At 67.7% G+C, this 24689-nt stretch carries 22 protein-coding genes; 14 read left to right on the forward strand and 8 right to left on the reverse strand.

The window, feature by feature from the left end; genetic code table 11:
* Nucleotides 1-77: 77 nt before the first annotated feature.
* The 3 genes from msrQ to DOM66_RS17775 form a co-directional block, all read right to left on the reverse strand.
* Nucleotides 78-716 (reverse strand): protein-methionine-sulfoxide reductase heme-binding subunit MsrQ, encoded by a 639-nt coding sequence (msrQ, locus tag DOM66_RS17765; protein ID WP_110677132.1) that lies wholly within the window; start codon nt 714-716, stop codon nt 78-80.
* Nucleotides 716-1735 carry a protein-methionine-sulfoxide reductase catalytic subunit MsrP gene (gene msrP / locus DOM66_RS17770; protein ID WP_110691056.1) on the reverse strand — a complete coding sequence of 340 codons (1020 nt, stop codon included), beginning with the start codon at nt 1733-1735 and terminating at the stop codon, nt 716-718. The genes msrQ and msrP overlap by 1 nt, the downstream gene beginning before the upstream one ends.
* 148 nt (nt 1736-1883) lie before the next feature.
* Entirely contained in the window at nt 1884-3266 is a 1383-nt protein-coding gene (locus DOM66_RS17775) for an SLC13 family permease (protein WP_110691057.1), read from the reverse strand.
* Between the two features lie 183 nt (nt 3267-3449).
* Here DOM66_RS17775 and DOM66_RS17780 point away from each other — a divergent pair, with 183 nt between their 5' ends.
* The gene (locus tag DOM66_RS17780) at nt 3450-4259 is read left to right on the forward strand and encodes a sugar phosphate isomerase/epimerase family protein (protein WP_157959095.1); all 810 of its coding nucleotides are present in this window, start codon (nt 3450-3452) and stop codon (nt 4257-4259) included.
* 36 nt (nt 4260-4295) lie between these two features.
* Here the strand turns inward: DOM66_RS17780 and DOM66_RS17785 are convergent, their stop codons facing one another.
* Together DOM66_RS17785 and DOM66_RS17790 are read right to left on the reverse strand one after the other, a co-directional pair.
* A complete protein-coding gene (locus tag DOM66_RS17785) occupies nt 4296-5246 on the reverse strand; it encodes an AEC family transporter (RefSeq protein WP_110691059.1) in 951 nt (316 codons plus the stop codon).
* Nucleotides 5247-5344: 98 nt separating this feature from the next.
* Nucleotides 5345-6127, reverse strand: a complete 783-nt coding sequence (locus DOM66_RS17790) for an IclR family transcriptional regulator domain-containing protein (protein WP_110677142.1) — start codon at nt 6125-6127, stop codon at nt 5345-5347.
* 244 nt (nt 6128-6371) lie between these two features.
* On the opposite strand from DOM66_RS17790, the gene DOM66_RS17795 reads away from it, so the two are divergent.
* From DOM66_RS17795 to DOM66_RS17820, 6 genes are all read left to right on the forward strand, one after another.
* A complete protein-coding gene (locus DOM66_RS17795; protein WP_110677143.1) occupies nt 6372-7487 on the forward strand; it encodes an ABC transporter substrate-binding protein in 1116 nt (371 codons plus the stop codon).
* Nucleotides 7487-8380, forward strand: coding sequence for an ABC transporter permease (locus DOM66_RS17800; protein ID WP_223162060.1), 894 nt, complete (start codon nt 7487-7489; stop codon nt 8378-8380). Before DOM66_RS17795 ends, DOM66_RS17800 begins: the two co-directional genes overlap by 1 nt.
* A gap of 20 nt (nt 8381-8400) precedes the next feature.
* On the forward strand, nt 8401-9234 hold the full coding sequence (locus tag DOM66_RS17805; RefSeq protein ID WP_198651829.1) for an ABC transporter permease: 834 nt from the start codon (nt 8401-8403) through the stop codon (nt 9232-9234).
* Nucleotides 9231-10298: an ABC transporter ATP-binding protein gene (locus tag DOM66_RS17810; protein WP_110691060.1), complete on the forward strand. Its 1068-nt coding sequence runs from the start codon at nt 9231-9233 to the stop codon at nt 10296-10298. The genes DOM66_RS17805 and DOM66_RS17810 overlap by 4 nt, the downstream gene beginning before the upstream one ends.
* A gap of 51 nt (nt 10299-10349) precedes the next feature.
* Entirely contained in the window at nt 10350-11273 is a 924-nt protein-coding gene (locus tag DOM66_RS17815; RefSeq protein ID WP_110691061.1) for a PHP domain-containing protein, read from the forward strand.
* Nucleotides 11274-11458: 185 nt separating this feature from the next.
* Nucleotides 11459-13087: a methyl-accepting chemotaxis protein gene (locus DOM66_RS17820; protein ID WP_110691062.1), complete on the forward strand. Its 1629-nt coding sequence runs from the start codon at nt 11459-11461 to the stop codon at nt 13085-13087.
* A gap of 39 nt (nt 13088-13126) precedes the next feature.
* Here the strand turns inward: DOM66_RS17820 and DOM66_RS17825 are convergent, their stop codons facing one another.
* The 3 genes from DOM66_RS17825 to DOM66_RS17835 form a co-directional block, all read right to left on the reverse strand.
* Nucleotides 13127-14626, reverse strand: a complete 1500-nt coding sequence (locus tag DOM66_RS17825; RefSeq protein ID WP_110691063.1) for a tripartite tricarboxylate transporter permease — start codon at nt 14624-14626, stop codon at nt 13127-13129.
* A 175-nt stretch (nt 14627-14801) separates the two neighbouring features.
* Nucleotides 14802-15272 carry a tripartite tricarboxylate transporter TctB family protein gene (locus tag DOM66_RS17830; protein WP_110677157.1) on the reverse strand — a complete coding sequence of 157 codons (471 nt, stop codon included), beginning with the start codon at nt 15270-15272 and terminating at the stop codon, nt 14802-14804.
* Nucleotides 15273-15451: 179 nt separating this feature from the next.
* Nucleotides 15452-16450: a tripartite tricarboxylate transporter substrate binding protein gene (locus tag DOM66_RS17835; RefSeq protein WP_110691064.1), complete on the reverse strand. Its 999-nt coding sequence runs from the start codon at nt 16448-16450 to the stop codon at nt 15452-15454.
* A 213-nt stretch (nt 16451-16663) separates the two neighbouring features.
* Here DOM66_RS17835 and DOM66_RS17840 point away from each other — a divergent pair, with 213 nt between their 5' ends.
* The 7 genes from DOM66_RS17840 (at nt 16664) to DOM66_RS17870 (ending at nt 24598) form a co-directional block, all read left to right on the forward strand.
* Nucleotides 16664-17530 (forward strand): shikimate dehydrogenase family protein, encoded by an 867-nt coding sequence (locus DOM66_RS17840; RefSeq protein ID WP_110691065.1) that lies wholly within the window; start codon nt 16664-16666, stop codon nt 17528-17530.
* A 146-nt stretch (nt 17531-17676) separates the two neighbouring features.
* A complete protein-coding gene (locus tag DOM66_RS17845) occupies nt 17677-18666 on the forward strand; it encodes an alpha/beta hydrolase (protein ID WP_110691066.1) in 990 nt (329 codons plus the stop codon).
* A gap of 146 nt (nt 18667-18812) precedes the next feature.
* Complete coding sequence (locus DOM66_RS17850; RefSeq protein WP_110691067.1) at nt 18813-20165, forward strand: lyase family protein; 1353 nt, start codon at nt 18813-18815, stop codon at nt 20163-20165.
* A 259-nt stretch (nt 20166-20424) separates the two neighbouring features.
* The gene (locus tag DOM66_RS17855) at nt 20425-21243 is read left to right on the forward strand and encodes a CoA transferase subunit A (protein WP_110691068.1); all 819 of its coding nucleotides are present in this window, start codon (nt 20425-20427) and stop codon (nt 21241-21243) included.
* Nucleotides 21243-22034, forward strand: coding sequence for a CoA-transferase subunit beta (locus DOM66_RS17860; RefSeq protein ID WP_106418641.1), 792 nt, complete (start codon nt 21243-21245; stop codon nt 22032-22034). Before DOM66_RS17855 ends, DOM66_RS17860 begins: the two co-directional genes overlap by 1 nt.
* Entirely contained in the window at nt 22031-23236 is a 1206-nt protein-coding gene (gene pcaF / locus DOM66_RS17865; protein ID WP_110691069.1) for a 3-oxoadipyl-CoA thiolase, read from the forward strand. Before DOM66_RS17860 ends, pcaF begins: the two co-directional genes overlap by 4 nt.
* A gap of 51 nt (nt 23237-23287) precedes the next feature.
* Nucleotides 23288-24598, forward strand: coding sequence for a short-chain fatty acid transporter (locus DOM66_RS17870; RefSeq protein WP_106418640.1), 1311 nt, complete (start codon nt 23288-23290; stop codon nt 24596-24598).
* The last annotated feature ends 91 nt before the right edge of the window (nt 24599-24689 follow it).

Genomic DNA, 24689 nt, shown 5'->3' on the forward strand with positions numbered 1-24689 from the left:
GGGGATCTGACGAGCGGCCAGGCCGCAGCGTGCCTCAAGCGCGGCCGCCGGGCAATGCCGTGCCGGCGGTCGGGGGCTCAGCCAGGCTGGCGCCGCTCGCGCTTGACCTGCTGGCGCAGCCTGGGCAGCTGGCGTGCCACCGGCGGCAGCCGCAACAGCATCAGACCGGCGCCGATCGCGGCGTACAGGCTCCACTCGCCGAGATCGGCGCGCACCACCCAGAAAAAGTGCAGCAGGCCCAGCGCCAGGACCAGGTAGACCAGCTTGTGCAGCGTCTTCCAGCGCTTGCCCAGTCGGCGCATCGAGGCGCGGTTGGAGGTCACTCCCATCGCCACCAGGCCAAGCAGCGCCAGCATGCCGACGATGATATAGGGGCGGCGGACGATCTCGCTGCCCAGCCGGCTCAGGTCGAGGCCGAGTATGAACAGCGCATAGCAGAGCAGGTGGGCCACCGCGTAGGCCAGAGTCCACAGCCCCATCTGGCGCCGGATCAGGGCGAAGCCTTTCCAGCGGGTGAGCTTGCCGAGCGGGGTCAGGCTCAGGGTGGCGAACAGCATCCACAGCGTGCCCTGGCCGATATTGAGCAGCAGGTAGCGCCCGGGCTCGGGGCCGGCGGCGTTGAGCGCGACCTGATAGCTCCAGTAGAGCAGGGGGGCCAGGGCGATGCAGAAGACCGCGACGCGCCACAGCGTCAGCGTAGAGCGCGGGGTGGCCATCAGAACTGCTTCCTCAGGTCCATGCCGGTATACAGGCTCGCCACCTGGTCGGCGTAGCCGTTGAACATCCGGGTATCGATGATATGCGGGTTGAACAGGCTATTGGGCAGGCGCCGCTCGGTGGCCTGGCTCCAGCGCGGATGGTCGACCTGGGGATTGACGTTGGCATAGAAGCCATATTCGTCGGGGGCGATCGCCTGCCACGAGTTGACCGGCTGCTCGCTCACCAGCGAGATTCGCACGATCGACTTGATGCTCTTGAAACCGTACTTCCAGGGCACCACCAGGCGCAGCGGGGCGCCGTTCTGGTTGGGCAGCTCGCGGCCGTACATGCCCACGCCGAGAATCGTCAGCGGGTGCATCGCCTCGTCCAGGCGCAGCCCTTCGGTGTAGGGCCAGTCGATCAGCGCGAAGGCGGAGTCCTGCCCCGGCATCTCCTGGGGCCGCACCAGGGTCTCGAAACGCACGTACTTGGCCTTGGAGGTGGGCTTGGCACGTGCGATCACGTCGCCCAGCGGAATCCCCAGCCACGGGATCACCATCGACCACGCCTCGACGCAGCGCAGGCGATAGATGCGCTCTTCGAGCCGTGACGGGGTGATCAGATCCTCCAGCGCCACGCGCCCGCCGTTGTCGACCTCGCCATCGATCACCACGCTCCATGGCTGGGTGGTGAGCGAGTCGGCGCGCTTCGACGGATCGCCCTTGCCGGTGCCGAACTCGTAGAAGTTGTTGTAGGTCGAGGCGTCCTGATAGGGGGTCAACTTGTCCAGTTCGGGGTCCTGCGGTACCACCGCATCCCACTGGGCACGCTCGATCTCCCCGGCGAGCCACGCGGGCGGATGGCCGGCGGGTACGTCGGTGTAGTCCGCGGCGGCCGCCTGCGCGCGTCCGGAGAGCGCCAGGCCCGCGCCGACGCCGGCCAGGCCGCCGAGGAACCGCCGCCGTGACAGGTAGACCGACTCGGGGGTGACGTCCGACTCGCGCAGGTCGCCGGGTTGGGGGATCTTGATCAACATCGCGGGTACTCCCTGTTCTGGCGCATGGCTCGCGCTGGCGGGCCCTGTCTCCGTGCCCCTGGGGTGCACTGGCCGACGCCGTTCGCCGAGCCTCACAAGCGCATACGCAGGCTGTCGACGCCTGGATGCAGCCGCTGTCTACCAGGGCTCAGAACGCGCCCAGCCAGCGCCACCAAAGATAGTCCAGCGGCCACAGCAGCACGATGGTGATCAGTGCCAGCGGCAGGGTGACCCGGATGGCGTGGCGCAGATCCACCCGGGCGGCGAGCAGGCCGACGATCAGCGGTGGCGATTGATAGGGCAGCACGATGGTCGAGAAGCCGAGCACCTGGATCATCACCGCCGCCTGTGGCGACCAGCTGGTGACCTCGGCCAGCTGCGGTGTCAGCGGGGTCATCACCGCAGGGATGCCCGGCAGCGTCGCCAGCATCCCCAGCAGGGTGGCGAGGCCGGCGAGCCAGCCGAAGTTGCCGGCATCCGCGCCGGGGGCCAGCGGCAGCACCCCCAGCAGATGTCCGGCGAGTGCTGCGCCGACGCCGCTGGCATGGGCCAGGGCGCCGAGGCTGACGATCCCGGCGACATACAGAAACGGCTCCAGGTTCATCTGCGCCAGCGGCTTGGGCGGCAGCAGGCCACTGCCGGGGTAGAGGCACACCAAGGCCACCAGCATGCCGATCCAGGCCGGCGAGATGCCGTGCCAGGCATCGGTCATCCACATCACCACGGCGAATGCCAGCAGCGCCACCATGATCAGGTTGGGACGCCCCTCGGGCAGCGTCGGTGCCACCGCCGACGTCTGATGCGGCCCCGGCGCAGCAGGGAACAGGCGCAGGATCAGGCCCAGCATCAGCAGCCACTTGAGCAGGCCCAGCACCGGGAAGTGGAGCAGGAAGTAGTGGCCGTAGCTGGGCGAGAAGCCGAGTACCGCCTCGCTGGTGCCCATCAGCACGTTGTTGGGTACGTTGGCCGGGAGGATGGCGAAGGCGGGGAGGAAGCTCGACATGATACCGCTGAGCAGAAAGCCGCTGCGTGCCGGGTCGCCGGGGGCGTAGCCCAGGCGCTCGACCAGCGTCAGCATGATCGGCGTCAGCAGCAGGATGCGACCCATGGAGGAGGGCATCACGAACGACGCCAGCAGTGCGGCGAGACCGATCCCGAACACCGCCTGCGGATAGCCCGAGGCCAGATAGGGGCCGATCCGCACCGCCGCACGCTCGCCCAGCCCGGTGTGATTGATCGCCGCGCCGATCACCATGCCCGAGAACACCAGCCAGGTCGCCGCCGACTCGAAACCCGAGAAGGTCACCGCCGCGGGGGCCACCTTGGCGGCCATGCACAGGGTGAAGAACACCAGGGCGGTGAGCCACTGCGGCAGCCAGCCGGTGGCCCACAGGCCGATCCCCAAGCCCACCACCATGGCCGCCCGGGTCAGCGGCGCCAGCCCCGCGCCCAGCAGGAGGGCAAAGACCGTGAGCACGGCGAGCGCGGCGACGGTGTGACGCCACGCCAGCGGCGGATGGGCTGAGGACATGCAGGGCTCCTGGGCTGTACGGACACGAGGCGACGGGCAGTATATCAGCCCGCTGGGGCCGGACCGCGCCCACCTTTGCGCCCTCGGCCGCGCTAGCGGCTACGCTGATAGCCTGGGCGCCGGCGGTTCCGCTGCGGGGCGCCATCCGCGATATCGGAAATGCCCGTCATGGGAGGAGGAGACATGCGCGCCATGGCCACGCTGTGCCTGAGCGGCGAGCTGATGAGCCGGCTGGAGGCGATCGCCCGGGCCGGTTTCGGCGGCGTCGAGATCTTTGTCGACGATCTGCAGCGCGATACGCACAGCGCGCGGCGCATCGGCGAACACTGCCGCGATCTCGGGCTCGCGGTGGTCGCCCTGCAGCCGTTCCGCGACGCCGAAGGGCTCACCGGAGAGGCCCACCGGCGCATGCTCGACCGCGCCGCACGCCACTTCGACACCCTCGCCGACCTGGGCGGCACCCAGCTGCTGGCGACCAGTACCACCCTGGCCGAGGCGCGCCCCGAGCTGACGGCAGCGGCCGACAGCCTGGGCGAGCTGGCCGAACGGGCTGCCACGCGCGGCATGACCATCGCCTATGAAGCGCTGTGCTGGGGCCGGCATGTCAACGATTACCGCCAGGCGTGGGAGGTGGTGACGCTGGCAGACCATCCGGCGCTGTCGCTGGTGCTCGACAGCTACCACGTGCTGGCCCTGGGGCTGGAGCTGGAGACCCTGGCTGCGCTGCCGGCGGCGCGGATCGGGCTGGTGCAGCTGGCCGACGCGCCGGCACCGCTGCGTGAAGATCTGCAGACCGTCAGCCGCCATCGGCGCGCCTTCCCGGGGGAGGGAGAGCTCGAGGTCGAGCGTTTCATCGCGGCGCTGGCGCGCACCGGCTATGCCGGGCCGATCTCGCTGGAGGTGTTCAGCGATGTGCTCGGCGTGATGCCCACCGGAATGACCGCGCTGGCCGGCTGGGAGCGGCTCGAACGGGCGTTGCAGGCAGCCGGCTGAGGGCGGCACGTCTCAAACCGTGGAGCGCCGTACTTGTCAGCCGGTGCCGAGCAGCCACTGGTTCGACAGCCAGATCCCCACCGCCAGCGTCAGGGCTGAGAGCAGCGTGGCCATCACCATCGCCGCGGTGCCCATCTCGGCGAAACCGTAACGTTGCCCCAGCAGCGGGTACATCGACAGCATCGGTGCGCAGGCGAAGACGATCGCGGCGGTGGCCAGCACCGGGTCGAGGCCCGGTATCAGCATCACCATCAGCGCCACGCACAGCGGATGCAGGGTCAGCTTGGCCAGGGCGATGCGGGTCACCCGCTTGACCATGCCGCGCACGCGCAGTCCGCACAGGGTGCCGCCGATCACGAACAGCGCCACCGGCGATGATGACGCCGCGAGCATCTCCAGCACCCGCGCCAGCGGCGCCGGCGGGTGCAGATCGAGCCCCGCGAGCAGGCTGCCGGCGGCGATGGCGAGGATCAGCGGATGGCGCAGGATGCGCAGCGCCACTGGGCGGATGGTCGCCCACAGGCTGCCCCGGGCCTGGCTTGCCAGCTCCGCCAGCACCAGCGCGGTGGGGATCACCAGCAGGTTCTCGATCAGCATGTTCAGCGCCAGGGCGATGCCCGCGCTGGGACCGACCACCAGCACCGCCACCGGGTAGCCGATGAAACCGCTGTTGGAGGCCGAGGTGCCAAGTGCGTACATCGCCCGGCGCGCCAGCGGCGCGTTGCCGCGCAGTGTCACCAGGGCGAAGGTGAGGGCGAAGGCGAGCCCCGAGCCGAGCCCGTAGACGAGCAGGTAGGGGACGTTGAAGACCTCGCCCAGCGGGCGTTGCAGCAGTGCCTGGATCACCAGCGCGGGCAGCGCGATATTGATCACGTAGCGGCCCATGCCCTGGATGTGTGCCTTGTCCACGACCCGCTTGAGCACGGCCAGATAGCCGATCGCGAGCAGAATGAAGATGGGCACGATGGCGCCGAAGATGTGACTCAAGGCGGGGACTCGAAGAGGTGGAGAGGATCAGGCTTTAGACTTAGGTCGAATAGCATGATCCTCGGCGACGTTCGGGGCAAGTGCGATCGGTGCCGGGGTCAGTTGACCTGGGTCGCGATCTGCGCCGCCTTCTCGCGCAGCAGCGGCAGGAAGGTCTCGGTGAGGGTGGCGAGCTCGACGCGTGCCGCATTGGTGCTGACGTTGAGTGCGCCGATCAGCTCGCCGTGGGCGCCGAAGGCGGGGATCGCCAGTGAGCGCAGGCCGGAGTCCAGCTCCTGGTCGACCACGCAGTAGCCCTGCTCGCGGACCCGGGCCAGGCAGTCGCGCAGCGCGGCCTTGTCGGTCAGGCTGTGCTCGGTATGGCGCTGGAGGTTGACCCGTGCCAGGAAGGCGTCGTGCTCCGCCGCCGGCAGCTGGGCCAGCAGCACCCGGCCCATCGAGGTGTAGGCCGCCGGCAGCCGCGTGCCGATCGCCAGTGAGATCGACATCAGCCGGTGTGGCGCCGCCGAGCGCGCCACGTAGGTCACGTCGTCGCCGTCTAGCACGCCCATCGACGACGACTCGCCGGTGGCCTCGGTGATCGCCTCCAGATGCTGCTGGATCACCGTGCGATAGCCGTTGGAGGAGAGAAAGGCGTAGCCCAGCTGCAGCGCCTTGGGCGCCAGCTCGAAGGTGCGCTGCTGCTTGCGCACGTAACCCAGCGCATGCAGCGTGAGCAGAAAGCGCCGCGCGCGGGCGCGGTTCATGCCGGTCTTGGTGGCGACCTCGCTCAGCGTCATGCGCGGTGTGCGCTGGTCGAAGGCCAGAATCACCTCGAGCCCGCTGGCCAGGGCGGTCACGAAGTCGCGATCCTCGGGGGTGAGCGTCTCGTCGGCATCCATGCTGATCTCTTCCTTCCATTCGCGAGGCGGTGTCGGTACCCCCATCTTACGCAAGGTTCGCTTGGCGAACATCCGTTCAGATCGCGCCGGAGCCCAGGGAGGCTATTGGCCTGCGCCGTATGCTGGTCATGCTGCCGTCATGTGCCGGTCACGGTGCTGTCATGGTGACGGAGCAGGATTCTTGGCCTGTCAAAGCATGCCTGATCGGCTGCCGCGACTTCCCCGACCCGCCTGGAGCCTGCCGATGAATGCCTTGCCTCGCCGCCGTCCCAACCCGCTTTCCTGCCTGGCAGGGTCACTGCTGTTGACTGCCATGGTCTCCAGTGCCGCCCAGGCGGCACCCTCGCAGCAGCTGATCGACGCTGCCAAGCAGGAGGGCATGCTGACCACCATCGCCCTGCCGCATAGCTGGTGCGGCTATGGCGAGGTCATTGCCGGCTTCGAGAAGAAGTACGGCATCAAGGTCAATGAGCTCAACCCCAACGCCGGATCGGGCGACGAGTTGCAGGCGATCAAGGCCAACAAGGGCAATACCGGCCCCCAGGCGCCGGACGTGATCGACGTGGGCCTCTCTTTCGGGCCGGTGGCCAAGCAGGATGGCCTGCTGCAGCCCTACAAGGTCTCGACCTGGGACTCGATCCCCGATGACGCCAAGGATGCCGAGGGCTACTGGTACGGTGACTACTACGGCGTGCTCGCCATGGGTGTGAATCGTGACATCTACCCCGAGTCGCCGCAGAGCTTCGCCGATCTGAACGCCAGCGAGTACACCAACGGCGTGGCCCTGGCCGGCGATCCGCGCACCGGCAACAGCGTCATGATGACCGTCTACGCCGCCGGGATCGCCAACGGTGGCAAGGCGGGCGCCGATGCGCTCAATGCCGGTATCGCCTATTTCAAGCAGCTCAAGGACAAGGGCATTCTGGTGCCGGTCAATGGCACGGCGCAGAACATCGCCCAGGGCACCACGCCGATCTACTTCGATTGGGATTACAACCTGCTGGCGATGCGCGACAAGCTCGACGGCAACCCGCCGATCGATGTCGTCGTGCCCAGCGATGCGGTGGTGGCGGGGGTCTACGTACAGGGCATCTCCGCCTATGCGCCGCACCCCAACGCGGCCAAGCTGTGGATGGAGTATCTCTACTCCGATGAGGGTCAGCTCGGCTGGCTCAAGGGGTACTGCCACCCGATTCGCTTCAACGATATGGTCGAGCGCGATGTCGTGCCGCAGGCGCTGCTCGATCGCCTGCCGCCGGCGGAGAACTATCGCAAGGCGATCTTCCCCACCCTGAAGGCGCAGTCCGAAGCCAAGACGGCCGTGGCCGATAACTGGGCGCGGGAGATGGGAGTCCAGTAATGGCGCACCGCCTTCTCCGGGTGCGGGCAGAGGGGGCGAACCTGATGGGTTCGCCGCTGTGGCGCTGGCTGGGCCTGCTGCCGTTCGCGCTGTTCGTGCTGCTGTTTCTGGTGCTGCCGGTGCTCTATCTGGTGCAGGGGGCTTTTCAGACCCCGCAGGGGCAGTTCACCTTCGATAACTTGCGCGCGCTGGCGTCGCCGACGATCGCCAGCGCCTACTCGCTGTCGATTCGCCTCAGCCTGGTCTCCGCCGGGCTGGGTGCGCTCGGAGGGCTGCTGGTCTGCTATGCGCTGGTGCATGGCGGCCTGCCCTCCTGGCTGCGGCACGCCTTCACCACCTTCTCCGGCGTGGCCTCCAACTTCGCCGGCGTGCCGCTGGCATTCGCGTTCATTGCCACACTCGGTCGGCTGGGACTGGTCACCGTACTGCTGCGCGATCTGTTCGGGATCAACCTCTACGCCAGCGGCTTCAGCCTGTTCTCCTTCTGGGGGCTGGCGCTGACCTATCTCTATTTTCAGCTGCCATTGATGCTGCTGATCATCACTCCGGCGATGCAGGGGCTCAAGCGCGAGTGGCAGGAAGCGGCCGAGAGTCTCGGCGCCAGCCGCGCCCAGTATTGGCGCCGGGTCGCGCTGCCGGTGCTGACGCCGTCGGTGCTGAGCTGTTTCATGCTGCTGTTCGCCAACGCCTTCGGGACCCTGGCGACGGTGGTGGCGTTGACCGGTGCCAACTTCCCGGTGGTGCCGATCCTGCTGTTCCAGCAGATCCGCGGCAACGTGCTCTACAACCCCAATCTCGGTTTCGCACTGGCACTGGGGATGGTGGCGATCATGGTGGTGACCAATCTGCTCTACTTCGTGCTGCGCGCCCGCGCCGAGCGGTGGCAGCGATGAGGCTCGGCAAGGGGGCGCCCGTGACACGCTGGCCGCTGCTGTCGTGGAGCATCGTGCTGCTGGCGGCGGGCTACTTCCTGCTGCCGCTGTATGCCACCTTCCAGTTCTCGCTGGGCATGCAGCGCGGCGAGCTCAGCTTCGCCGCCTATCACTGGCTGTTCGGCAGCGATCGCTTCCTCGATAGCCTCTCCTATTCGGCGGTGGCTTCGCTGCTGGCCATTCTGGCGGGGACGCTGCTGGTGGTGCCAACGGTCTACTGGGTGCGGCTGAAACTGCCCCGGGCGCGTGGTGTGGTCGAGTTCGCCAGCCTGCTGCCGCTGATCATTCCGCCGATCGTGGTGGTGTTCGGCTATATGCGTCTTTACGGCGATGGCTCGCTGCTGCCGCTGACCACCAGCGATGGGCGCCTCGATCTGCTGCTGGTGATCGGCTATGTGGTGCTCGCGCTGCCCTATATGTTCCGTGCCGTCGATACCGGGATGGCGGCCATCGATATCGTCACCCTGACCGAGGCGGCGGAGAGTCTCGGCGCCTCGCGCTGGCGTATCGTCGTCAGCGTGATCTTTCCCAACGTGCGTTCGGCGATCGTGGCCGGCGCTTTCCTGACGCTGTCGATCTCGCTGGGCGAGTTCGTCATGGCGAGTCTGTTGAGTCGCCCCGCCTTCGGCCCCTATCTGGTGCAGATGGGGCAGGACTACGCCTACCAGCCGGCGGCGCTGGCGATCCTGGCCTTCGTCATCACCTGGGTGTGCATGGCACTGATGCAGTTCTTTGCGCTGCGCAAGCCGGGGCAGCGTGTGCTGCCGCGGCTGTGGGCAGGGCGCGCGACCAAGAAGGAACGGGAAGTCTCATGAGTTTTTTGCAATTGCAGGCCCTGGGCAAGCGCTTTGGCGAGCATACCGCCGTCGCCGGGTTCGATCTCGAGGTGGAGCAGGGGGAGTTCATCGCCTTCCTCGGCCCCTCCGGCTGCGGCAAGACCACGGTCCTGCGCATGATCGCCGGTTTCGAGACGCCCTCCGCCGGTGTGATCCGTATCGGTGACGAGGAGGTGACCCGGCTGCCGGCCAATCGCCGGCATATCGGCATGGTCTTCCAGAGCTATGCGCTGTTTCCCAACATGAGCGTCTACGACAACGTCGCCTTCGGGCTGAAGATCGCCGGCATGGCGAAGCGCGAGATCGATGTCCGGGTGCGCGAGATGCTGGCGCTGATCGATCTCGAACCGCTGGCGGGGCGCTATGCGTATCAGATGTCGGGCGGCCAGCAGCAGCGTGTCGCCCTGGCCCGCGCGCTCGCACCGCGCCCCCGGGTGCTGCTGCTGGACGAGCCGCTGTCGGCGCTGGATGCCCGTATCCGCGTGGCGCTGCGCGACGACATTCGCCGCATCCAGCGTGAGCTGGGCATCACCACGGTCTTCGTCACCCACGACCAGGAGGAGGCGCTGTCGATCTCCGACCGCGTGGTGGTGATGCATCAAGGGCGCGCCGACCAGATCGGCTCGCCGGCGCAGATCTACAACCGCCCGGCGACACGCTTCGTGGCCAATTTCGTCGGCACCCTCAACACCTTCGAGGCGCGCGTGGTGGCCCCGAGCGAGGCGCTCGTCGAGATGGCCGGTCAGCGCTTCTGCGTGCCGGCCCTGGCGCAGCGTGCGGCGGTCGCGGCGGGTGACACCATCACCCTGGCCCTGCGTCCGGAAACGCTGGGCATCCAGCCCCACGGTGCCGACGACGTCACCCTCGATGGCGAGGTGCTCGACTGTCGCTTTCTGGGCTCGGTGATCCGCGTCCAGGCCGAGGTGGCGGGCCAGCGGATCGCCTGCGACATCTTCAATCAGGCCGGGACGCTCGAGCCGCGCCCGGGAGAACGCATCGCGGTGCATTTTTCCGCCGGCGACGTCCTGCTGCTCGATGACTGACGCCATGCGTCCTTGCGTGCCCATGCGTCGATGACAAAAGAGAGAGTTCCCATGAGACCGACTGCCTTCTCCCGCCCCGGCCGCTTCTATCGCGGCAACCTGCATACCCACTCGACGTTCTCCGATGGTGCCCTGGACGCCGCCGAGGTCTGCCGACGCTATCGCGCCGAGGGGTACGATTTCATCGCCCTGACCGATCACTTCATCGGCATGTACGACTATCCCGTCACGGATACGCGCGCCATGCGTGACGAGGGCTTCACCACGCTGCTGGGTGCCGAGCTGCACAGCGGGGCGATGGGCAATGGCGAACTCTGGCATCTGCTGGCGGTGGGGCTGCCGCTGGATTTCGCGCCCTCCCACACGCCGAGCTTTCAGCCGGTCGACGGCCAGGAGAGTGGCCCCGAACTCGCCGCCAGGGCATGTCAGGCCGGTGCCTTCGTGGCCATCGCGCATCCCCAGTGGTCGGGGCTGACGCTGGACGATGCGCGCACCATCGAGGCGGCGCATGCGGTGGAGATCTACAACCATGGCTGTGCCATGGGGTGCGATCGCGGCGACGGCATGGCGATCGCCGACCTGCTGTTGACCGAAGGGCGGCGGCTCAGTCTGATCGCCACCGACGATGCACACTTCACCGAGCCGGATCACTTCGGTGGCTGGGTGGAGGTGAAGGCCGAGGCGAATACCCCGGAACGGCTGCTGGAAGCGCTCAAGCGCGGTGACTTCTACGCGACTCAGGGCCCACGCTTCGAGGACATCGTCGTCGAGGACGAGGCGGTCGAGATCGCTTCCTCGGCGGTGTGCACGGTCATCGTCCAGGCTTCGGGCACGGCGGCCAGCGCGATTCACGGCCACTCGATGACCCGGACCCGCCTACCGCTGGCGCGCTTTGCCCGGCGAGACTGGATCCGCGTGACGCTGATCGACGCCGCCGGGCGTCGCGCCTGGAGCAATCCCATCTGGCGTGAGTGAGCGCCGCGGTCGCCGACGTGATGCGTGCACCGGCAGCATTCTCCCGCGCGGCAGAGGCCCGCGCGGAGGGTTGTCGAGCCGCAGGTAGTGTCTCGAGTCATACTTTAGCATTAGTCCCGTGCCATGCTGCCCAGGCAGCGGCACCGCAAGGGAACATACTGAACTGATAAGAGAGGCTACCGACAATGAGTATTTCCGTCATTCCGTCGACCGGCATTGATGCCCGTCCAGGGCCATCGGATTCACGCACCGCTACGCGAACTTGGCTCTCTGCCCTGTCGCTGCGCCGCCAACGGCTGCTGGGGGTGGCCATTCTGTGGCTGATTCTGGCCGTCATGATCGGCATCAATGCGCTTCAGAGTCGCGCTCAGCTTTATGCCGAACGCGAAAAGCGCATGATCACCGCCGTGGATATCGGGGTCTCCACGCTGGCGCACTACCACCAGCTCGCCGAACAGGGCCAGCTCTCCATGCAGGAAGCGAAGCGGCAAGCCTTCGACACGCTACGCGATGTGCGCTTCGGCAAGAATAACTATCTGTTCGCCTTCAGCGGCGACCTGCACATGCTGGCTCACCCCAAGCGCCAGGTGGGCGAGGATCTCTCCCGGGTCAGAGACCCGGATGGCACGCCGATCTTTCAAGCCATACTGGACAAAACCCGGCCAACGGGTAGCGGCTTTACCGAGTACTACTCCAATTTCGCCCGCGACGGCGATACCAAGCCGAAAGTGCGCGCCTATGCCGCCGCCTTTCCCGCGTGGGATGCCTACGTGGCGAGCGGGGTTTTCGTCGGCGACGTGAACGGCGCCATCATGCACCAGATTCTAAAGAGCGTTCTGGTGGGCATTGTCGCGGGTGCCCTGGCGACCCTGGCACTCTGGGGCATGATCTCGCTCATTCTGCGCCGGCTGGGCGGAGAACCCCAGTACGCGGCGGGGCTGGTAAAACGCATTGCCAGGGGGGATCTGACCGCGCCCATCACACTGCGCCCTAACGATCAGAACAGCCTGCTGTGTGACATTCGCCAGATGCGCGACAAGCTGCACGAGGCCATGCAGGAGATCCATGCCACCAGCTCGGCGGTCGACCATAGCGCCGGCGACATCGCCGCCAGCAATCAGGAGCTCTCGTCGCGCACCGAAGAGCAGGCCGCTGCGCTGCAGCAGACGTCTTCCAGCATGGAGGAGGTGACGGCCACGGTGCGCCAGACCGCCGATAGCGTCGAGCAGGCCAAGGTGCTGGTGAGCAGTGCCAGCGACACCTCCCAATCAGGCCAGAAGACCATTGGTGATGCGGTGGTCTCCATGCAGGCGATCAGCGCGGAAGCGGACAAGATCAGCGATATCGTCACGCTGATCGATAGCATTGCGTTCCAGACCAATATTCTCGCGCTCAACGCCTCCGTCGAAGCCGCTCGGGCAGGCGAGCATGGACGCGGTTTCGCGGTGGTGGCGGGAGAGGTGCGCCAGCTCGCCAACCGTTCGGCCACCGCCGCAAACGAGATCAAGGGGCTGATCGAGGCGTCGAACGCCCAGGTGAGCAACGGGGCTGCGTTGGTGGATGCCGCCAAACAGCGCATGCAGGATATCGATCGGAGCATTCAGCGGGTGAACGATTTGTTTGCCGAGATCACTGCCGCCACCCATGAACAGACGCGGGGCATCGAGCAGATCAACGTCGCCATTGCCCAGCTCGACCAGGCCACCCAGGACAACGCCTCCATGGTCCAACAGACCGCCCACTCTGCCCACGACCTGAAACAGCGCTCCCTGTCGCTCAATCAGGTCGTCGGCCACTTCACGTTGGAGGCGTAAACCCCTCGGCCGCCGCCGACGCTGACGCAGCGCGCGTCGTCAGGCGGCCTTCTCCCGGCGCAACAGACGCTTGAGCGGCGAGTGGCCGAGCAGCAGAAAGAGCACCGCCAGGGTCAGCACCAGCGACAGCGGATGGGTGAACAGCGCGCTGACGAAGGCGGCGCTGTCGTTGCCCACCGAGGCCATCGCCTGGCGGTAGGACTTGTCCATCAGCGGGCCCAGAATCACGCCCAGGATCACCGGCCCCATCTGGAAGCGGAACACCTTCATGAAGTAGCCCAGCAGGCCGAAGCCGAGCATCCAGTAGACTTCGGTCATGCTGCCGTTGAGCGAGTAGGTGCCGACCACGCAGAGCACCAGGATCAGCGGAATCAGGATCGCCTTGGGCAGCTCCACCACCTTGGCGAAAAGCTTGATGCCGGTGAGCCCGAACAGCAGCAGGAACAGGTTGGCCAGCACCAGATTGCCTACGGTGAACCAGAAGATGTAGGGCGTCTCGATCATCAGCATCGGGCCGGGGTTGAGGCCGTGGATGGTCAGCGCACCGATGATGATCGCGGTCACCGCATCGCCCGGCATGCCCAGCGTCAGCATCGGCACGTAGGCCCCGCCCACGGCGGCATTGTTGGCGGTCTCCGGGGCCACCAGACCTTCGTAGGCACCTTCGCCGAACGGTTTGCTCGGCTTCTTCACCGTGCGCTTGGCATGGTCGTAGGCGAACAGCGAGGCGATGTCGCCGCCGGTACCGGGCAGGGCGCCGACGATCACCCCGATCAGCGAGGTGCGGATCGACAGCGGCAGAAACTTCAGCACCAGACTCAGCGACGGCAGGATCTTGTCCACCTTCTGGCGCACCGGCTGGGTATCGAGCTGGTGCAGCTGGAAGAACGCCTCGGCGACCCCGAACATGCCGATCATCACCACCACGTAGTGGATGCCGCCCATCAGCTGCATGCTGCCCAGGGTGAAGCGCGGGTCGGCGGTCACCGGATCGAGCCCGACCAGACCGATCACCGCGCCCAGGGCGGCGGCGAAGATCCCGCGGGAGAGCGATTCGGCGGCCAGGCTGCCGACCAGCAGCAGGCCCAGCGCGGCGATCAGGAAGTAGTCGCGCGGGGCGAACTCGAGGGCCATGTCGGCGAGGAAGGGCGACACGCTGGCCAGCACCAGGGTGCCGAGCAGGCCACCGATCACCGACATCACCGTGCTCAGGCCGATGGCGCGGCCGGCCTCGCCCTGCTGGGCCAGCGGATAGCCGTCGAAGGCGGTGGCCACCGACGAGGGGGCGCCGGGAATGTTGAGCAGGATCGCGGTCCGCGAGCCGCCGTAGACGCCGCCGGTATAGATGCCGACGATCAGCGCCAGGGCGTCGTTGACGTCCCAAGAGAAGGTGAAGGAGATCAGAATCGACGTCGCCATGGTGACCGAGAGACCGGGAATGGCGCCGACATAGATCCCGGCCAGGGTGCCCACCGCGGTCAGGATCAGCAGCGAGGGATCGAGCCAGGACATCAGGAAGAAAGAGAGGGTATCACCCATGGAAAACCTCGTTGGCGAAACGCTGGCGGCTCAGAGGGGGGGGTACAAATTCGACGAGCGAAGGCGAGACAAGGCGAAATCGGCCGAAAAGACGGAGTTTACGCGGTGTAAATGAGTACTTTGAGGTCGATTTCAACGCCGTATCGTCGAGCGCAGACATTTTGTAAACACCCTCTCAGGGGAGATAGACCTGGAACAGCAGTGTGAACAGCGCATAGATCACCGCGGTGATCAGCACGGTGACGAGCACGGCGCTGAGCCAGTGGCCGCGCCGCAGACAGAGCTGGGCCACGAGCAGGAACAGTGCCGTGGCAGCGATGAAACCGAGTGCCGGCAGGGCCAGCAGATAGCCCACGGCGAGCAGCGAGAAGAGCACCACCGGTAGCGGGAAGTGGGTGGCGAGGAACTGGCGCCACTCGCCGAGGACACCGCCGGCCGCGGGGCGGGGATGGTGGCGCTGGCCGAGCAGGATCGAGACCATGGTGACGATCATGATCGCCCCCAGCAGCAGCGGAAAGGCGCCCGCCGAGTTGGGCAGATCGAAGCCGGAGATGCGATAGGCCTCGTAGAACACGCCGACGCTGAACAGCAGCAGCAGCAGATTGAAGGCGCGCTCGCCGGCCTTCAGTGGCGGGGGGTGTGACATGCGACACTCCAGGTCGGCGGCGTTCGGCGCCGTCGAGGGTGGGCGGAATGGCGCGCCGCTCCGCGCTCATGTGCGGCGGGGCGGCGCGCGTCTATCGTTTTCAGGCAAGGGCGTTTTCAGGCCCGGGCGCTTTCAGGATCAGACGTCGTCAGGATCAGGCGCGTTCGGGCCCGCATGCCTCAGGGCTTGGGGATCCCCACGCTTTCCGGCGAGACCTTGGCCGAGCCGGCTTTTTCCAGGGCCCAGGCGGTCACCGATTGCCAGCGCTTCAGGAACTGCTCGGCCTCCGCGCCCTGCAGGTTGAGCGACTTGGCGCTGTTGTCGGACAGAAAGCGCTGGAACTGCTCGTTGGCCACGCCCTTGGCGTAGGCGTCGCTGAGGGTGTCGACGATCGCCTCCGGGGTATCCTTGCGCACCGCCACGGCCCAGAACGGGCCCCACGGCAGGTAGGCGGCAATGTCGGGCAGCGCCTGGGTGATCGGCGGGGTGTTCGGCAGGCCATCGACCGGCTCGCGGGTGAACACCGCCAGACCCTTGAGCCGGCCGGCCTTGATCTGCTCCTTGGCCGCGGCCAGGCTCAGCGGCATGAAGTCGATATGGTCGCCGAGCATGGCGGTGATGCCGGGGCCGTCGCCGCCGAAGGTGACGCTGCGCACCTTGAGACTATCGACCGAGTTGATCATCGCCAGCAGGGTGCTGGGCAGGCCACCGGCACCGGTGTCGCCCATGCGCAGCTCGTCGGGGTGCTGATGGGCGTAGTCGAGCAGGTCCTGGAAACTGTCGAACGGGCTGTCGGCGGGGGCGGCGATCATCACCAGGCCCTGGGCGATGACGTTGATCGGCTGCATGTCGGCGTAGGTGAAATCGGCCAGGCCCATGATCGGATAGAGCTGCGGGTTCTCGGCGCCGTAGAGCACGGTGTAGCCGTCGGGGCGTTTGTGCATGACCGCGTTCATGCCGATCACGCCGGTGCCGCCGGGACGGTTGTTGAGGATGATCTTGGTGCCCAGCGCCTCCTCCACGTGCGGGGTCAGGCTGCGTGCCACGTTGTCCGTGGCGCCGCCGGCGCCCCACTGGATGATGCCCTGGATGTTGTGCTCGGGGTAGTCCGCCGCGGCCAGCGAGGTCGCCGTCAGTCCAGTGGCCAGCGCCAGCGCCGTGAGGGTGTGCTTGAGCATGGGAGAAGCCTTTTGGATATTGTCTCGGGTGTGTCAGCGTACTGTTGTTCGTTCTGCGAGTGGCGGTGCTCGGGGGGCGAGCACGCCTTGATGGCCGGCCAGCGCCGGGGCGCCCACCCACCGGGTGCCGATTATGCCTGAAAGCCGCGGCCTCTTGGTGGCCGGGTTATCATAACCCTTTGTCTATCATCTCTTCGCAATAGGGGCTCTCACATGCAGTTGGGCTTGATCGGCCAGGCGATCCAACACTCCAGCGCGCCCGATCTGCACCGGCGTCTCGGCCGGCTGATCGGCGTGTCGGTAAGCTACACGCTGTTCGATGCGCTGATCGCCCCACCCCCTTCGGTGCCGGCGCAGGTGGATGCGCTGCGGTCCCAGGGCTTTCGCGGGGTCAATGTCACCTACCCCTATAAAGAGCAGGCGCTGGCGCTGGCCGACAGCGCCGGTGAGGGCGCGCGGCTGGTGGGGGCCGCCAACACCCTGATCTTCGGTGCCGACGGGGTGCACGCGGAGAACACCGACTTCACCGGCTTCCTGGCCGGTTACCGCGCCACGCTGGGCGAGCGCGCGCCGGGCCGGGTGCTGATGCTCGGCAGCGGCGGGGTGGGCAAGGCGGTGGCCTTCGGACTGGGCCAGCTCGGCGCCGAGGAGATCCTGCTGCTGGACCTCGACCGTGCCAAGGCCGAATCCCTGGCGGACCAGCTCGCGGCGGCCGGGTTCGCCGCGCGGGCGGTGGCGCCCGAGGCCCTCACTGCGCTGGCCGGCGAGTGCGACGGGCTGGTCAACTGCACCCCGATCGGTCATGAGAAGAGTCCTGGCTGCCCCCTGCCCGGGTCGCTGATCCGCGCTGACCAGTGGATCTTCGATGCCGTCTACGTGCCCGCGCGCACCGAGTTCATCGCCCTGGCCGAGGCCGCCGGCGCCGCGGTGATCAGCGGGGTCAGCCTGTTCGTGTTCCAGGGCGTCGACGCCTTCAAGCTATTCTGGGGCGAACCGGCTCGGGCGGCCGAGGTCGACGCCCAGACGCCGGCGCTCTATCGCCACTATCACCAGCAGCTGTTGGGCGGCGCCGGCGGGTGACTGCGGCGACGGTCTGCCCCCGCGCCCCGTCGGGATCTGCTCGATGGGGTATCGTATCTCGGCGGGCTCGTCGACAGATCCTCGTGCGACGCGATGGTCGACTGGCGCCATAACGACATCGGCGCCCATGGCGCACGGGAGAGCATATGCATACGCCCACCATCATCCTCTGTGGTGTTGTCGTCTCGCTCGCGGCCGCGGTTGCCTGGCTCTGGTGCTGGCCGGCGCGTACCACCGCGGGCGGGCTCGACTACGCCGGGGTGACGGACGCCCTGGAGCCGGCGCCGCTCGTACACTTCACCGCTCGCGACGGCAACGAACTCGACTATCGTGCGTATCCCGACGGTGACGCCCGTACGCTCGCCATCGTGCTGCACGGCTCCGGCGCCGACAGCCGCTACCTGGAACCGATGGCCCGTACGCTGGCCGAGCAGGGCGTCGCGCATGTGGTGACGCCCGACATCCGCGGGCACGGGCGCAGGCCCGCCCGCCGCGGCGATGTCGACGATGTCGAACAGCCGCAGCGCGACCTGGCCGACCTGATCGAGCACCTGCGCGGGCAATGGCCGGTCGACCGGGTCGTGCTGATCGGTCACTCCTCCGGTGGGGGGCTGGCGGTGCGAATGGCCGGCGGGCGTTTCGCCGGTCTCGTCGACGGCTATGTCCTGCTGGCGCCATACCTCGGCCACAAGGCGCCGACTTCGCGCGCCGGCGCCGGTGGCTGGGCCCAGGCGAACGTCGGGCGAATCGTGCTGATCGAGATCGTCAGTCGGTTCGGGCTCGATTCCGCCGCCGGCTGCAACGTCGTGCGCTTCAATATCCCCGAGTCGCGTCGTGACGAGTACTCGACCCCCGCTTACTCCTACCGCCTGCAGCAGGCGATGGAACCGCGCGACTGGCGCCAGGATCTGGCGGCCATCGAGGTACCAGCGCTGCTGCTGGTGGGCGCGGAGGACGAGAGCATGCACCCGGACGCCTATGGGCCGGCCGTCGCCGACCATTTCGGCGGTACCGTGGAGGTGCTGGACGGGATCGGCCATCTCGGTATCGTGCGCGCCGAACCGGCCATCGAGCACGCGGCCCGGTTCATCCGGAGGCTGGCGACCGACGCGATGGCGAAACCGGATACGCCGTGACCGCCGCCGATCCGGGGTTGTGTCGGTACTGCCCGCGCCGCGGGGCATGACCGTGCCGCGCTTGCCCTGTCGACGCGCGTCGACCTAGCATGGGTGCGTATCACGAACATTCGTTCGCCACGCGATGCGCGCCGGGAGATCCCTCCATGTACGACACCCTGTTCCGCCACCCCTTCATGAGTGCCGCCGGCCTCGCCGCCCTCGAGGCCAGGGAGGTCGTCGCGGCGATGCGCGAGGTGGAGCTGGCGCTGGCCGCGGAGCAGGAGGCGTGTGGGCTGCTGCCGGCGGGAACGGCGGACGCGCTCACTGCGGCACTGCCGCTAGCGGCGTTCGATCTGACGGCGCTGGCCGCCGAGGTCGAGAACGGCGGCAATGCCGCCATCCCCTTCGTCAAACAGGCCAAGGCGCGACTGTCGGAGTCGCTGCGGCGGCACTTCCATCGCGGCGCCACCAGCCAGGATATCGTCGACTCGGCACTGATGCTGCTGCTGCGCCCGCGACTGGCGGCGCTGCGCGAGCATCTGGCGTGCAGCCGGCGTGCCGCCTGTGCGCTGATGCGGCGTCACCGGGGGACACCGATGATCGGGCGCACGCTGATGCAGCAGGCGCTGCCGATCACTTTCGGTGCCAAGGTGGCGCAGTGGGCCTGGGGGCTCGAGAGCGCCGACGCGCGCCTGGCAGCGGTGGCCGAGGGCGGGCTCTATGTGCAGTTCGGCGGTGCGGTGGGGGTGCACTCGGGGCTCGACGACCAGGGGCTCGAGATCATGGCCGGGCTCGCTGCGCGGCTCGGGCTGGCGGCGCCGCTGCTGCCGTGGCACACCGACCGCCAGCCGCTGCTGGCGCTGATGGGGGCCCTCGATGCCGCCGCGGTGGCGGCGGAGAAGGTGGCGCTGGATATCGCCCTGCTGTGCCAGAGCGAGGTGGCCGAACTCAGTGAGCCCGCCGCCGAGGGGGTGGGCGGCTCGTCATCGATGCCGCACAAGCGCAATCCGGTCGCCTGCGCGCGCATCCGCGCCGCCGCGCGTCAGGTACACGCGGCCCATGCCACCGTGGTCAACGCCGGGGCCCAGCCGCTGGAGCGCGGTCTCGGCGAGTGGCATGCGGAGTGGGCGCCGCTGCTGGATGGGGTGCTGCTGGTGGAGGGGGCACTGGGTTCGCTGGCGCCGCTGCTGGCGGGGCTGGAGGTCCACGTCGAGGCGATGGCGCGCAACCTGCGCCTGAGCGGCGGGGCGGTGCTGGCGGAGCCGGCGGCGCGTCTGCTGGGGGAAGCGCTGCCCAGCGCGACGGCCCAGCGGATCGCCCGCGAGGCCGGCGAGACGGCGCGCCGCGAGCAGCGTGATTACGCCGAGGTGGTGCTGGCCCAGCCCGAGGTGGCGGCGGCGGTGGAGGACGCGACGCTCGATGCCGCTGCGTTGCGTGCCGCGCTGACGATCGACTTATACATTGGTAGTAGCGAGGCCCAGGTCATGCGCGTGCTGATGCGCCTCGATCCCTCCTAACTTACTGTTCTGCAAGACATCGTCGACGCACTTCAGCGAGTCGGCAACGATCTCGGCGAGGCCTCCATGGAGGCCTCTTCGCGTTGTGCGATTGACCGCGGGTCACGGTGGGGATAGCGTGTTCGTATCACAAACCGTTGTTCGCAATGCGAACATTTGCCAGTGTCACTGGGAATGTCGATACCCACCGGGGGCCGCGCTGGCGGTCGCTGGTTTCCCGTCACCTGACAGCCCATCACCTAACAGGGAGTCGCGCACGATGGCCGAATTCCTCTCGCTCCACGACGCCGTGGCGCGTTACGTCGAGGATGGGGCAACCCTCGCCATGGAAGGGTTCACCCATCTCATTCCGTTTGCCGCAGGGCACGAGATCATCCGCCAGGGGCGGCGCGAGCTGACCCTGATCCGCATGACCCCGGATCTGATCTTCGACCAGATGATCGGCGCCGGCTGTGCCCGTCGCCTGATCTTCTCCTGGGGCGGCAACCCCGGTGTGGGCTCGCTGCACCGCCTGCGCGACGCGGTGGAGAAGGGGTATCCGCAGCCGCTGGAGATCTTCGAGCACAGCCACGCCGCCATGGCCTGCGCCTTCGAGGCCGGCGCCGCCGGTCTGCCGCTGGCGGTGCTGCGCGGCTACGTGGGCAGCGACCTGCCCAAGGTCAATTCGCAGATCAAGTTCATCGAGTGCCCGTTCACTGGTGAGCGCCTGGCCGCGGTGCCGGCGGTGCGCCCTGACGTGGGTATCGTCCACGCGCAGAAGGCGGACCGCGCCGGCAACGTGCTGGTAGAGGGGATCATCGGCGTGCAGAAGGAGGTGGTGCTGGCGGCGCGCCACAGCATTGTCACCGTCGAGGAGGTGGTCGATGAGCTGCAGGCGGGGCCCAACGCCTGCGTCATTCCTGGCTGGGCGATCGATGCCATCGCCGTGGCCGAGCAGGGCGCCTACCCCTCCTACGCCCATGGTTACTACCCGCGGGACAACGCCTTCTACAAGGCCTGGGATGAGATCGCCCGCGACCGCGAGGCCTTCGCCGCCTGGCTCGAGGAACATGTCTACCACGCTGGAGGAGCTGCCTGATGAGCCTCGACTACACCGCTGCGGAAATGATGACCGTCACCGCCGCCCGGGCGCTGGCCAACGGCACCACCTGTTTCGTCGGTATCGGCCTGCCCTCCGAGGCGGCCAACCTGGCGCGCCTGACCCATGCCCCGGAGGTGGTGCTGATCTACGAGTCCGGCACCCTGCAGACCAAGCCCAATGTCCTGCCGCTGTCGATCGGCGATGGCGAGCTGTGCGAGACCGCGCTGACCACCGTCTCGGTGCCGGAGATGTTCCGCTACTGGCTGCAGGGCGGGCATGTCGACGTCGGCTTCCTGGGTACCGCGCAGATCGACCGCTACTGCAATCTCAATACCACTCTGATCGGTGACTACCGCGAGCCCAAGGTGCGGCTGCCGGGTGGCGGCGGAGCCCCTGAGATCGCCACCAATGCGGGTGAAGTGTTCATCACCGTCAAGCACTCCCGGCGCACCTTCGTCGAGGCGGTGGACTTCGTCACCACGGTCGGCTTCGGACGCGACGGCCGCGCGCGTGACGGCGTGCCCAATATCGGTCGCGGCCCGACCCGGGTGATCACCGATCTGTGCGTGATGAAGCCCGATCCCGAGACCAAGGAGCTGGTGGTGGTCTCGCTGCACCCTGGCGTGACCGCCGAGCAGGTCCAGGAGGCCACCGGTTGGGAGATCCGATTCGCCGAGCGGCTCGAGACCACCCCCGAGCCCGGTGCCGAGGAGCTCAACGTGCTGCGCGAACTCAAGGCTCGCACCGCACGCCACCACGCCGGCAACGAGACGGGAGCGCAGGCATGAACGAAGTGTTTCTGTGTCGCCCGCTGCGCTCCGCGGTGGGCCGCTTCGGTGGCGCCCTGGCGAGCGTGCGCCCCGACGATCTGGCGGCGCGGCTGTTCGAGGCGGTGCTGGCGCAGCATCCGCAGCTCGATCCGGCGGCGATCGATGACGTCATCCTCGGCTGTGCCAACCAGGCCGGTGAGGACAACCGCAGCGTGGCGCGCATGGCGGCGCTGCTGGCGGGGCTGCCCACCAGCGTGCCGGGTTCCACCATCAACCGTCTGTGCGGGTCGAGCATGGACGCCATCGGCACCGCGGCGCGGGCGATCCGTGCCGGCGAGGCCGAGCTGATCCTCACCGGCGGCGTCGAGTCGATGTCGCGTGCGCCCTATGTGATCGGCAAGGCCGGCTCCCCCTATGCGCGCAATCAGCAGATGGAGGACACCACCATCGGCTGGCGCTTCGTCAATCCGCTGATGGAGAAGCGCTACGGGGTCGACTCGATGCCCGAGACCGCCGAGAACGTGGCCGAGCAGTTCCGTATTTCGCGCGAGGACCAGGACCGCTACGCCTACCGCTCGCAGCAGCTGACCGAGGCGGCGCAGGTGGCCGGCCGGCTGGGCGAGGGGATCGTGCCGATCGAGATTCCGCGGCGCAAGCAGGCGCCGCTGATCTTCGACCGCGACGAGCATCCTCGCCCCGAGACCACGCTGGAGGCGCTGGCCAAGTTGCCGACGCCGTTCCGCGAGAACGGTAGCGTCACCGCCGGCAACGCCTCCGGGGTCAACGACGGCGCGGCGGCGATGCTGGTGGCGAGCGAAGCGGCGCTCACTCGCTTCGGGCTCGAACCCATCGCGCGCATTCACGGCATGGCTACTGCCGGGGTCGAGCCGCGCATCATGGGCATCGGCCCGGTGCCGGCGACGCGCAAGCTGCTCGCGCGACTCGGCCTGAGCCTCGATCAGATGGACGTGCTCGAACTCAACGAAGCCTTCGCGGCCCAGGTGCTGGCGTGTGCCCGCGAGCTCGGCGTGGCCGACGACGACCCGCGGCTCAACCCCAACGGCGGCGCCATTGCGCTGGGCCATCCGCTGGGCATGTCGGGGGCGCGCATCATCAGTTCGGCGGCCTACGAGCTGGCGCGCAGCCGCCAGCGCTTCGCGCTGTGCACCATGTGCATCGGCGTGGGGCAGGGCATCGCCACGGTGATCGAGCGGGTGTGACGCCCGCCAGCAACTACCCATAACGACAACCCGATAACAGAGGGAACCTCGATGCAAGCGGTGACGCAGTTTTCCGTGCGTCTGGTGCAGCGCTATCTGCCCAGCGCCTTCGTGCTGGCGGTGATTCTCACCGCCATCGTCTTCGTGCTCGGCATCGTGCTCGGTGAGCGTACGCCGCTCGACATGGCGCAGTACTGGGGCGAGGGCTTCTCCTCGCTGTTCAAGTTCGGCATGCAGATGGTGCTGGTGCTGCTGACCGGCTACGTGCTGGCGCTGACGCCGGTGATGCAGCGCCTGCTCGGCGCGCTCACCCGGCAGGCCTCGACGCCGCGCCAGGCGCTGGCGATCACCATCGTGGTCAGCTTCGTCTGCTACTACCTCAACTGGGGCTTCGGCATGGTCGCCGGGGCGATCCTGGCCCGCGAGATGGGGCGCCGGGTGGCGGTGCACTTCCCGCTGATCGTGGCCGCCGCCTATGGTGGCGAACTGGTACGCGGGCCCTCGACCTCGATCCCGCTGGTGATCGCCACGCCGGGCCACTTCATGGAGGATGCGATCGGCATCGTGCCGGTCTCCGAAACCCTCTACGCCAGCTGGAACATCGCCCTGACGCTGGCGCTGCTGGCCCTGCTGGTGGGCTTCTTCATGCTGCAGAAGCAGCCGGAGCAGATCGTGCGCCTGGAGGCGGCGGACCCTGCCGAGGAGGCGCCGGCCCAGCGCGGCGACGGCAGTTTCTCCGACTGGCTCGAACACAGCCGGCTGCCGACGCTGTTCCTGGGTCTGCTCGCCGCGGTCTATCTGCTCGGTGAGGTGGTCAAGGGTGACTTCAGCATCAATCTCAATACGGTCATCCTGATCTTCTTCACCCTGGGGCTGCTGCTGCACCGCAGTGCGGCGGCCTACCTGGGCGCGGTGGAGAAGGCGGTGGGCGCCGCCCGCGGGATCATCGTGCAGTTCCCGCTCTACGCCGGGATCGCCGGCATGATGACCCACGCCGATCTGGTCACCCAGTTCTCCCAGGCGATCATCTCGGTGGCCTCGCGGGAGACCTTCCCGCTGTGGACCTTCCTCTCCGCCGGGGCGGTCAACTTCTTCATCCCCTCCGGGGGTGGCCAGTGGGCAATCCAGGGGCCGATCATGATGAAGGCGGCCTACGCCCTCGGCGCCGACCCCGCGCGCACCATCATGGCGTTCACCTGGGGCGACGGCTGGACCAACCAGATTCAGCCGTTCTGGGCCCTGCCGCTGCTTGGGGTGGCCGGACTCTCGGCTCGCGACATCATGGGCTATCTGTTGATCTGGCTGGTGATCTCGGGCGTTGCCATTGCGGGGACTTTCGTCGCCCTGGCGGCTTTCGCCTAGGCACTGTCTGAAAAGGACTGCGCTCGGCAATACGGCGTTAAAAATCGGCTCACTGAACAACGTTCAGAAGGTCCGTAGGACGGCCCGAAGG

This window comes from Salinicola endophyticus (assembly GCF_003206575.1).
GTDB lineage: Bacteria > Pseudomonadota > Gammaproteobacteria > Pseudomonadales > Halomonadaceae > Salinicola > Salinicola endophyticus.